Consider the following 10,597-nt stretch of genomic DNA (forward strand, 5'->3'; position numbering starts at 1 on the left):
CGAAACGCCGGCAGGTGCGCGAGGACATCGCTTCCCCCATATTCGGGCCGCGTCGCGTGCGGCATCCAGCCGTCGCCGAACGCGATGGCGCGCCGCGCACCGTGCGGATACATGCCGCCGACGATAACCGGCAGCGGCTTCTGTATCGGCTTGGGCCAGGTCATCATCGGGCCGAACTTGACGTGAGTGCCGTCGAACTCCGGCTTCGGCTTGGTCCAGATCTCGCGCATGGCCCGGACGCGTTCCTCCATGAGCTTGAAGCGGCCCTTGAAATCGGTCGTGCCGTGGTCCGCCATTTCGTCCGCGTTCCAGCCGGCGCCGATGCCGAAGAGAAAGCGGCCCCTGGAGATCTGGTCGAGGCTCGCCACCGACTTCGCCGTCTGGATGGGATCGCGCTGCACGACGAGGCAGATGCCCGTGCCGACCTTGAGCCGCTTCGTCGCCGTGGCAGCCGCCGTCAGCGTCACGAAGGGGTCCATCACATCGTAGTATTTCTTCGGCAGCTCGCCGCCTTGCGGGTAGGGCGACTTGCGGGTCAGCGGAATGTGACTGTGCTCCGGCGCCCAAAGGCTTTCGAAGCCGCGCTCCTCGAGCGCCGTGCCGATCTCGACCGGCCCGATCGAATAGTCGGTAAAGAAGATCGCAACGCCGTAGTTCATGGGTCTCCTCCGTCTGTCCCGGGTATTGCTGTCATTCCTTCGCTGGCCGTCACTGTAGCGCGCGCCGGTTCGGCGATCAATCGCTCGGCGTGCACTGAAAACTTTGCCTGCCCGATGTCATTTCGAGTCTTTCGTCGGCCCGACGCGGCGAACCATGGGGAAAATACATGACCCTCGACCCGGTCCGGCAGCTATGACTTCAGACGATAACCGGTCTTGAAGATCCACGCCACGATGGCAAGCGACGCCACGAGGAAAGACAAGGTCATCGCCAGGCTCACGACCACGCTCACGTCCGCGCTGCCAAAAAAACTCCAGCGAAAGCCGCTCACCAGGTACACCACCGGGTTGAACAGGCTCACCGTGCGCCACAATGGCGGCAGCATGTCGATGGAGTAGAAGCTGCCGCCCAGAAACGTGAGCGGCGTGATGATCAGAAGCGGTATGACCTGGAGCTTTTCGAAGCCGTCGGCCCAGATGCCGATGACGAAACCGATGAGACTGAAGGTTACCGACGTCAGCACGAGGAAGAGAATCATCCATAGCGGATGCTCGACCCGAAGCGGCACGAACAGCGCCGCCGTCGCGAGGATGATCAAACCGAGCACGATCGACTTGGTCGCCGCGGCGCCAACGTAGCTCAGCACGATCTCGACGTAGGAGATCGGCGCCGACAGCAGCTCGTAGATGGTGCCGGTGAACTTCGGAAAGTAGATGCCGAAGGAGGCGTTGGAAATGCTCTGCGTCAGGAGCGAGAGCATGATCAATCCGGGCACCAGAAAGGCGCCGTAGCTGATGCCGTCCACTTCCGGTATGCGCGAGCCGATTGCCGCACCGAACACGACGAAATAGAGCGAGGTCGAGACCACCGGCGAGATGACGCTTTGCATCAGCGTGCGCCGGGTGCGGGCCATCTCGAAGGCGTAGATCGCCCGGATCGCATGCACGTTGAGGGCGCTCATCGGCGCTCCTTGACCAGCGTCAGAAAGATATCCTCCAGCGAGCTTTGCGTGGTGTGCAGATCCTTGAACGGGATGCCTGCCTGGGCGAGATCGCGCAGCAGCGCCGCGATGCCGCTACGGTCGTGCTCGCTATCGCCGGCATCGTAGGTGTAGACCAGCTCGGAGTTGTCGCTGGCTTGCGACAAGCCGTACCCGGCCAGCGCGTCCGGGATGCGCGCCAACGGGTGCTGCAGCTGCAGGGTGAGCTGTTTCTTGCCGAGCTTGCGCATCAATTCGGCCTTGACCTCCACCAGGACGAGCTCGCCGTTGTTGATCACCCCGATACGATCCGCCATCTCCTCCGCTTCGTCGATGTAATGGGTGGTGAGAATGATCGTGACGCCGCGCGCCTGCAGCGACCTCACCAGCTGCCACATATCGCGCCGGAGATCGACATCCACCCCTGCCGTAGGTTCGTCGAGGAACAATACCTGCGGCTCGTGCGAGAGCGCCTTGGCGATCAGCACCCGGCGCTTCATGCCGCCGGAAAGGGTCATGATCTTGCTGTCCTTGCGGTTCCATAGCGACAGGTCGCGCAACACTTGCTCGACGTGGGCCGGATCGGGCGCCTTGCCGAACAAGCCGCGGCTGAAGGACACGGTGTCCCAGACCGTCTCGAAGGCGTCGGTCGTCAGCTCTTGCGGCACGAGCCCGATCATGGCGCGGGCCGCACGAAAATCTTCGGCGATGTCGTGTCCGCCGACCCGTATGCTGCCGGCGCTCGGCCTGACGATACCGCAGATGGTTCCGATCAGCGTCGTCTTGCCGGCACCATTGGGTCCGAGGAGCGCAAAGATCTCCCCGCGGCGTATATCGAGATCGACGTTCTTGAGGGCGCGAAAACCGGATGCGTAGGTCTTGGAGAGATTCGTGACGGAGATGATCGTCTGCATGATCACGACGATAACCGACTCGCCGCAATTTTGCAGCGATTATCGAGTAGTGGATGGCGTACCGTCGGCCACCATCGCCCTGCTGCTCTTCCTTTCAGGCACGGGACGCGACCATGACACATCGGGCGCCCCCGGCGTCCGGAACGCAGACGGTAATATGCGCAATCGCCAGCCCTTCGACAAGGAAGAAGCCGCATGGAATTCGGACTCACCTGGGCCAAGCTCGATGAAATGCAGTACGTAACGCAGGCGGAGAAGCTGGGCTTCACCCACCTGTGGGTCACCGACAGCGGCCTCATCCGCTCCGACGCGTTCGTCTTCCTGACCGTCGCCGCGCAGCAGACCAGGAGCATGAAGCTTGGCATGGGCGTGGCGGTGCCCGGACTGCGCCTCGCGCCCACGCTGGCCGCCGGCATGGCCACGCTCAACATGATCGCCCCGGGCCGCTGCTTCGTGGCCCTGGGCACCGGCAACACCGGCATGCGCCTGCTCGGCAGGAAGCCCATGACGCTGCAGCGCTTCGAAACCTATGCGCGCACGGTGCGCGATCTGCTGGACGGCAAGGATGCGCAGCACGAGCACAACGGCGAGAAGCACACCATTCGCTTCATGCTCACCGAGAAGGGTTACCGCAACCTGCGCGATCCGATCCCCATGTACCTCGCCGGCTACGGCCCCAAGGCGCAGGCGCTGGCCGGGGAGATCGCCGACGGACTCACAACCAACATCCCTCGTGGGGGCACGCTGGACCAGATCCTGGCAAATGTCAGGAAAGGTGCGGAAAGAAACGCCCGCCCGCTGGACGACTTCCACCTCTCGGTGCGGGTGAACTTCGCGGTGCTGGAGCCCGGCGAGGCGGTGGACTCCGAGCGCATCGTCAACGAATTCGGCCCGGCCATCACGACCGCCCTGCACTCCAGCATGGATCGGCACCTGGAATACGGCGAGGATCCGCCGGAGTTTCTGCGGCCGATCTGGAAGGACTATCTCGAATTCCACATGGCGCGGCCAGCCGCAGAACGCCAGAAGATGATGCACGAGAGCCACAACGCCTACGTCGCCCCCGACGAACGGCGCTTCGTCACGCCCGAAGTCATCAAGCGCTTCTGCATCGTGGGCCAGCCGGCCGAAGTGCTGGAGCAGGTGCGCGAGCTGGAGCGCAAGGGCGTGCGCCAGCTCATGTGCAACTTCCCGTTGGAGCGCGGTTACCAGATGGTGCGCGATTACGCAAGCAACATCATCCAGAAACTGTAGGCTCCCGCGCACACGGAAATCCAGGATAGCATTGAAGCTTCCAGGCTCCTGCCTGCGAGAGGTCGCTTCGTCATGGGGGAAGAAGGTCGCTCCCGCCAGAGCGCGAACGGTACCGATTGCTTGTCGAGATTTTTCATAGGACGTACGCATATGACTGGAGTCAAAGCGGGCATCATGCTCAGTAACCAGCAGCGCGAAGGGGTGGATATGGTGAGCGCCCTGGAGGAGCAGATCGTGATGCTGCGGCTCGCCCGCGATCGCGGATGGGACTCTTTCTTCAGCGGGCAGCACTACCTGAACGAGGGCGGCAACCAGGGCCTGCAGATGGTGCCTTATCTCGCCCGTCTGGCGGCCGACGCGGGCGACATGACCCTGGGGGTGGGGCTGCTGCTGGCTCCCCTGCACAACCCCGTCTACACCGCAGAAACCATCGCAACCCTCGACGTGATTTCCCGGGGCAACATGGTATTCGGCGTGGGGTTGGGCTACCGTAGCGCCGAGTTCGAAGCCTTTGGCGTGCGCAAAGGGCAACGGGTGCAGCGCTTCGAGGAATGCCTCACCGTGGCCAAGCGGCTCTGGACCGAGGACAAGGTGAGCTACGAGAGCGATACCTGCATTCTGAGAGATGCGCACCTTTCGCTGAAGTGCGTGCAGAAGCCCCACCCGCCGATCTGGTTCGCTGCCAAGCATGCCAACGCAATCGCTCGCGCTGCACAACTGGGGGATTGTCTCTACCACAGCCCCAAGGCGACTCTGGCCACCCACAAAGAGCGGCTGGCGCTCTACAAGGACGAGCGGCGCAAGGCGGGCAAACCCCTGCCGAAGGAGAACCCCTGCCGCATCGAAATCTACTGTGCGGAGAATCGCGCCAGAGCGATGGAACTGGGAGCGCCGTATATTTCCGAGAAGTACAACGCCTACGCCCGGTGGGAGAGCGACAAGGCGATGCCGGAACACGAGCGCATCAACAAGTCCTTCGAGGACCTGGTCGGGGACCGGTTCGTGATCGGCTCACCCGAGGACTGCTGGAATCAGCTCCAGCCTTACATCGAGGAACTGGGCGTGACCCACTTCGTGTTCCGCACCCACTTCCTCGGCATGCCGGTCTCCAACGCGTTGACCAGCATGCGACTGATGTCCGAGGAGCTGCTGCCGGCCCTGCACGCTGCGAAGCCCACTCCCCTGGAGAAAATCACGGCTGCCTGAGACGTCACCCACTCGTTACGGCCTGGTATGACACCTGCCGTACCGGGCGGGGTGGCTGTCGTGCCTACTTGAACTTGATCCCGGTCTCCTTGCGGATGCGAGTCCACCTTGCCAGATCGTGCTCCAGCCTGCGCGTGAATTCCTCGGCAGAGTTGGCGACGACTTCGGCGCCGAGCTTCTCGAACGCTTCCTGGACGCGCGGCTGCGCAATGACGGCGTCGACGGCATCGCGCAGCTTCTGAACCACTTCCTTCGGCGCTGCGGCCGGAATTGCGAGCGTGGTCCACGTCGAATAATCGTAGCCGCGGAGCCCCGCTTCGTCGATCGTCGGCACGTCGGGCAAGAACTTCGAGCGCTGCGGCGTCGTCACTGCCAGTGCCCGGAGTCTGCCGGCCTTGATGTAGGGTCCGCATGAACTGACTTGATCGAATCCCAGATGCGTCTGCCCGCCAAGGATTGCGGCCGATGCGGCGGCGGCGCCTTTGTAGGGCACGTGGGTGAATTTCACGTGCGCCATCGACTGAAACAGCTCGCCCATCAGGTGGGTGCCGGCACCCTGGCCCGCCGATCCCATCAACAGCTCCCCCGGACGCGCCTTTGCGAACGCGATGATCTCCTTGACGCTGCGCACCGGCATCGACGGGTGCACGACGAGCGCGCTCGCCACGAGCGATATGCGCGACGTGAACACGAAGTCGCGCAGCGTCTGGTACTGGACATTGTCGTGAAACACCGGCTGGGATATGAGTGTGCCGGGCGCGCCGAGGAGGACCGTGTATCCGTCAGGCGGCGATTTGGCAACCAGAGTGGCGCCGATCTTGCCTCCCGCACCGCCGCGGTTTTCGACGATCACGGGCTGCCCCAGAAATTTCGAGAGCCCGGGAGCGATCGCCCGCGCATTGATGTCGATGTTTCCACCCGGGGCGTACGAAACGATGATGCGGATCGGTTTGGATGGGTAGCCTTCGCAATAGGAGGTTGCGGGTGCAAGCAACGCCATTGCGCCCATCGCAAGCCATAGGGGTTTTGCCATGCAGTTCTCCACGTAACGTCGTTTGAAGCGATTATGACATCTGTGCTCGATCAGTGTGCCGGTCAAGGACCGTACGGAAAAGGTTCGATGCAGACGCGCCCGCGCCCTGCGGTTCATTGGCCTGGTGCTGGACATAGGGGAGCGACGAGCCAAGTCCGCCGAAGTTGATCTGGGTTTGGCCCGTCATCGTTGCTATCGCCGCCGGTGCGCCGCCTTTATAGGGCACGTGGACGATCTTCATACCGGTCAGGCTGATCAGGTACTCCATCGCGAGGTGGATGAAGCTTCCGTTGCCGGCGCTGGCGTAGTTCATTTCGCCCGGTCTCTTCTTGGCGAGCGCGATCAAGTCCTTCACCGAGCGCACCGGCATCGACGGATGAACCGCCAGCACCAGATTGCTATATCCAAGGACGGACACCGGCTTGAGGTCTTTGAGGATATCGAACGACAGATCGGGAAACAGGCTCGGCATCGCGATCGTCGCGTTCGCCTCGAGCAGGGTATAACCGTCCGGGGCGCTCTTGGCGACGATCTCGGTAGCGACCATGGAGCCTGCGCCCGGGCGATTGTCGACCACAACCTGCTGCCTGAAGGTTGAAGACATCTTGTCCGCGACGAAGCGCGCGTCAAGGTCCGTCCCGCCGCCTGGCGAATATCCGACCACGATACGAATCGGGCGCTCGGGATAACCTTGTGCGTCGCTGAGCCCGGGCAAGGCGGTAACGACGACAAGCGCGGTCAAGATCGCGCATCTCCAGTTTTGCGAATGGTGCATGGACAATCCTCCCCTTGTGCGCAAACGTGCTTGCAGCAAGGTTACGGGGCTAAGCACGCGCACGCAATCTCGAACGATGCGTCGAAGGGGCGCCTGAGCAATCCCGTCCAACCCTTACGCGCCGGCGCGCGTACGAGTTCCTCGGGATATCGACTGAGTTTCACTGCCGCAGCCCGCAGCAAGTCCCAGCAGGATTACTATCCCCTCCGATAGGGAGCGACACCTAGCCAATTGGAGACCGCAGCCGCATGTCCGTATATGGCCGCTCGGCGCCCCTTCCGGCGAAAAGACGTCGCACGACCCCGGACCGCCCTTCGGAGGCCACGTTGCGAAGGCACAATCGAAATATGACGAGAGCAACGGTTTCGTCGGTTCTGCTGCTGATGTTCGCAGGCTGCGCGCTGGTGCAGGATGACCCATCGGCCAGCACTGTCAGGCACCTGTTTGCTCAGTCTCCACAACCTGCGGGCGAGTGTTTTGCGCGCAACGCCGAAGCGCATAGCTCCGCACTCGTAGCCGAAGTGCGACCGCCCGATGCTCGGGGACACGTGGAAGTAATCGTGCGTGTCAAAAACAGCGTCACTTACGCGACGGCCGACCTTCGGCCAGCGGGCCAGCGTGCGGACGGCACCATAACGCTCATGGTGATCGCTTCGGGCGGCGTTCGAGAGCTCGTACGCTCGCTGGTCGAGGACTGCTGACACGCGACACCTGCGAATCCTGCCTGCGGTCGTGTCCGCACTGAAATCGAGAGCTGCGTCACCGATGCGAATCGTCGAGGCACTCTCCTTTCATGCGGTTGGTCGGGGTGCTGCGACTGCCTCTGCAGGCGTGCGTCTTGCCGCCGTATTCAATGCCGATCCCGCACGGAACCATTCGAGCTGCGCGCTGCTGAAGGTGTGATCGAGCAGCAGCACCTCGGTACTGCCGTCGGCGTGGCACAAGCGGCATGCGACCGGCTGTCCGGGCGCCATCGCCTCCAGGCCGACGAGATCGATGCGATCGTTCTCGCCAATGCGCTCGTAGTCGCCGGGATCGCGGAAGGTGAGCGCGAGCAGGCCCTGCTTCTTCAGGTTCGACTCATGGATACGCGCGAAGCTGCGCGCGATCACGGCCACCCCACCGAGCAGGCGCGGTGACAATGCAGCGTGCTCGCGGCTGCTGCCCTCGCCGTAATTGGCATCCCCGACGATGACCCAGCGCACGCCGCGCGCACGATAATCGCGCGCGACCGCCGCGACGAGCGCGACCTGTCCCGTCACGATGTTGCACGTCTTGCCCGCCTCGCCGCTGAACGCATTGATGGCACCGAGCAGCAGGTTGTCGCTGAAGCGATCGAGATGGCCGCGCAACCTGAGCCACGGTCCGGCCGGCGAGATGTGGTCGGTCGTCGTCTTGCCGCGAGCCTTGACGAGCACCGGCATGGCGAGGAAATCGCCGCCGTCCCACGCCGGCCAGGGCTGCAGCGCCTGAATCCGCTCGCTGGCGGGATCGATCCGCAGCACCACCGAGCTGCCATCCGCCGGTGGCGCGATGCAAGCGGCACGCGTCCGGGCGAAGCCCTGCGGCGGCACTTCGGGCGCCGGCTCTGGAGGCGTCAGGCGAAACGGACCGTCGGCACCCGCAAGCGCGTCGACGAGCGGGTTGAACGACAAGCGGCCCGCGAGCGCCAGTGCGGTCACGATTTCCGGGCTTGCGATGAAGTTCATCGTGGCGGCCTGCCCGTCGTTGCGCGCCGGGAAATTGCGATTGAACGACGTGACGATCGTGTTCGGCGCCGCTGTTGCGGAACGCCGCCACTGCCCGATGCAAGGGCCGCAGGCGTTCGCCAGCACGCTGCCGCCGATGGCTTCCAGCGCCTGCATCTGGCCGTCGCGCTCGATGGTTGCGCGCACCCGCTCCGACCCCGGCGTAACGAGAAACGGAACCCGCGCTTCGAGGCCATGCTGTTTCGCCTGACGCGCCACGCTCGCAGCGCGGCTCATGTCTTCGTACGACGAGTTGGTGCAGCTGCCGATGAGCGCGGCCGAGATCGGGTCGACGAAGCCCGAGCCCGCGCTCGCCACTTCCTTTGCCAGCGCCGAGATCGGCCGCGCCCGATCGGGCGAATGCGGGCCGACGACGTGCGGCTCGAGCGCCGACAGGTCGATCCGGATCACGCGATCGTAGTGGCGTTCGGGATCGGACTCCACCTCGGGATCGGGCGTGAGCCACTGCCGGTACTGCTCCATCAGAGGCACGATGTCGGCGCGATCGGTTGCACGCAGGTACGCGGCCATGCGCTCGTCGGCCGGGAAGACCGATGTGGTCGCACCGACCTCGGCACCCATGTTGGCGATGGTCGCCTTGCCGGTCGCGCTGATCGTGCGCGCACCGGGCCCGATGTATTCGAGGATGGCGTTGGTCGCACCGGAAACGGTCAGGATGCCGGCGAGATGCAGGATGACGTCCTTCGGCGCGGTCCAGCCGGCGAGCTGCCCGGTGAGATAGACCGCGATGCGCCTGGGATACAGCAGCTCCCACGGCAACCCGGCGATCGCTTCGACCGCCTCTGCGCCGCCCACCCCTACCGCGCAGGCACCGAGCCCGCCGCCGTTGGGCGTGTGCGAATCGGTGCCGATGATGAGAGCACCGGGAAAGGCATAGTTCTCCAGCACCACCTGGTGGATGATGCCGGCGCCCGGCTCCCAGAAGTCCGCGCCGTACTTGCGCGCCGCCGAACGCAGGAAATCGTACACCTCGGCGTTCTCCGCGAGCGACTCGGCGAGGTCGCGCATGCCTTCGTTGCGCGCCTGGATCAGGTGATCGCAATGGATGGAGGTGGCAACGGCGACGCGCCCACGCCCGGTCTGCATGAACTGCAGCAGGCCGCTCTGGCCGAGCACGTCCTGGAACGCCACGCGATCGGGTCGCAGCGCGAGATAGCTCTTCCCCGGCACGAGCGCCTGCCCAGCCGGATCGTCGAGGTGACCGAACAGGATCTTCTCGGCCAATGTGAACGGCCGCCGCAAACGGCGGTGAACGATTGGACCGTTGCGTGCCAGGTTCTCGTACACCCGCGCAGCCATCTGCGCCGTTGTTTCGATCGTCACGATGCCACCTCCAAGGGTGCTGACGCTTGCTACTGACTCGAGATGACGGCAGCGTATACAAAAATCCCGGGAATGGCTCGACTACAATGGAGTAGCATCGGGAATATGTTGGAAGGCATCGACGCCCTGCTCGCTCTGGAGCGTTTCGGCACCGTGAGCGAAGCCGCGGTGAGGCTGCGCCTCACCCAGTCCGCGATCAGCAAGCGCATCCAGGCGCTGCAGCGAACGCTCGGTGTGCGGCTGGTCGAGCGCGACGGCCGCCGGGTGCGTTTGACCGCGCACGCGATCGACCTGCTGGAGCGCGCGCGTCCCCTGGTCGCCGACCTGCGCGCGCTGACCGGCCCCGTGCCGGGCGCAGCCGCCTCACATTTTTCCCTCGCGCTTGCCGATTCGATCGCCTCGTCATGGGGGCCCGCAGTCATCGCCCGCGCGCTCGAGACGCTCGCCGGCATCAGCGTGCGTCTGCATGCGCATCGCAGCGTGCTGCTGATCGAGAACGTCCGCCTCGGCCGCTACCACATCGGGCTCAGCACCGACGCGCCGGCAGCGAAGGATCTCATCCACTATCCCGTCGTCGACGAACCGATGGTTCTGGTCAATTCGGAAGCGCGCCCGATGGCGACGCGTGCGGAAGCGCGCCCGATGGCGACGCGTGCGGAAGCGCGCCCGATGGCGACGCGTGCG

Annotated in this window: 8 protein-coding genes and 1 pseudogene (1 of these 9 cut by a window edge); 3 read left to right on the forward strand and 6 right to left on the reverse strand. The window is 64.3% G+C overall.

Annotation, left to right across the window (positions count from 1 at the left end):
• From GEV05_18450 to GEV05_18460, 3 genes are all read right to left on the reverse strand, one after another.
• Nucleotides 1–659 (reverse strand): TIGR03619 family F420-dependent LLM class oxidoreductase (locus GEV05_18450; protein MPZ45334.1); only part of this gene is annotated, 659 nt, incomplete at its 3' end.
• A gap of 191 nt (nucleotides 660–850) precedes the next feature.
• Nucleotides 851–1,621 (reverse strand): ABC transporter permease, encoded by a 771-nt coding sequence (locus GEV05_18455; protein ID MPZ45335.1) that lies wholly within the window; start codon nucleotides 1,619–1,621, stop codon nucleotides 851–853.
• Complete coding sequence (locus GEV05_18460) at nucleotides 1,618–2,553, reverse strand: ATP-binding cassette domain-containing protein (protein ID MPZ45336.1); 936 nt, start codon at nucleotides 2,551–2,553, stop codon at nucleotides 1,618–1,620. The genes GEV05_18455 and GEV05_18460 overlap by 4 nt, the downstream gene beginning before the upstream one ends.
• A gap of 195 nt (nucleotides 2,554–2,748) precedes the next feature.
• On the opposite strand from GEV05_18460, the gene GEV05_18465 reads away from it, so the two are divergent.
• Nucleotides 2,749–3,807: an LLM class flavin-dependent oxidoreductase gene (locus GEV05_18465; GenBank protein ID MPZ45337.1), complete on the forward strand. Its 1,059-nt coding sequence runs from the start codon at nucleotides 2,749–2,751 to the stop codon at nucleotides 3,805–3,807.
• Nucleotides 3,808–3,957: 150 nt separating this feature from the next.
• The gene (locus GEV05_18470) at nucleotides 3,958–5,013 is read left to right on the forward strand and encodes an LLM class flavin-dependent oxidoreductase (GenBank protein ID MPZ45338.1); all 1,056 of its coding nucleotides are present in this window, start codon (nucleotides 3,958–3,960) and stop codon (nucleotides 5,011–5,013) included.
• 64 nt (nucleotides 5,014–5,077) lie between these two features.
• Here GEV05_18470 and GEV05_18475 read toward each other — a convergent pair whose 3' ends face one another.
• The 3 genes from GEV05_18475 to GEV05_18485 form a co-directional block, all read right to left on the reverse strand.
• The gene (locus tag GEV05_18475) at nucleotides 5,078–6,181 is read right to left on the reverse strand and encodes a tripartite tricarboxylate transporter substrate binding protein (protein ID MPZ45339.1); all 1,104 of its coding nucleotides are present in this window, start codon (nucleotides 6,179–6,181) and stop codon (nucleotides 5,078–5,080) included.
• Nucleotides 6,078–6,821 carry a hypothetical protein gene (locus GEV05_18480; GenBank protein MPZ45340.1) on the reverse strand — a complete coding sequence of 248 codons (744 nt, stop codon included), beginning with the start codon at nucleotides 6,819–6,821 and terminating at the stop codon, nucleotides 6,078–6,080. Before GEV05_18480 ends, GEV05_18475 begins: the two co-directional genes overlap by 104 nt.
• 791 nt (nucleotides 6,822–7,612) lie before the next feature.
• On the reverse strand, nucleotides 7,613–9,889 hold the full coding sequence (locus GEV05_18485; GenBank protein ID MPZ45341.1) for an aconitate hydratase: 2,277 nt from the start codon (nucleotides 9,887–9,889) through the stop codon (nucleotides 7,613–7,615).
• 66 nt (nucleotides 9,890–9,955) lie between these two features.
• Here GEV05_18485 and GEV05_18490 point away from each other — a divergent pair.
• A pseudogene (locus tag GEV05_18490) lies at nucleotides 9,956–10,597 on the forward strand (LysR family transcriptional regulator); it runs 411 nt beyond the window's last position.

This window comes from Betaproteobacteria bacterium (genome assembly GCA_009377585.1).
In the GTDB taxonomy this organism is placed as follows: Bacteria; Pseudomonadota; Gammaproteobacteria; order Burkholderiales; family WYBJ01; genus WYBJ01.

What these genes read in the sequence shown, in the direction of transcription:
- GEV05_18455 (MPZ45335.1), bottom strand. Translation starts at nt 1,621, where the DNA reads ATGAGCGCCCTCAACGTGCATGCGATCCGGGCGATCTACGCCTTCGAG.
- GEV05_18460 (MPZ45336.1), bottom strand. Translation starts at nt 2,553, where the DNA reads ATGCAGACGATCATCTCCGTCACGAATCTCTCCAAGACCTACGCATCC.
- GEV05_18465 (MPZ45337.1), top strand. Translation starts at nt 2,749, where the DNA reads ATGGAATTCGGACTCACCTGGGCCAAGCTCGATGAAATGCAGTACGTA.
- GEV05_18470 (MPZ45338.1), top strand. Translation starts at nt 3,958, where the DNA reads ATGACTGGAGTCAAAGCGGGCATCATGCTCAGTAACCAGCAGCGCGAA.
- GEV05_18475 (MPZ45339.1), bottom strand. Translation starts at nt 6,181, where the DNA reads ATGTCCAGCACCAGGCCAATGAACCGCAGGGCGCGGGCGCGTCTGCAT.
- GEV05_18480 (MPZ45340.1), bottom strand. Translation starts at nt 6,821, where the DNA reads ATGCACCATTCGCAAAACTGGAGATGCGCGATCTTGACCGCGCTTGTC.
- GEV05_18485 (MPZ45341.1), bottom strand. Translation starts at nt 9,889, where the DNA reads ATGGCTGCGCGGGTGTACGAGAACCTGGCACGCAACGGTCCAATCGTT.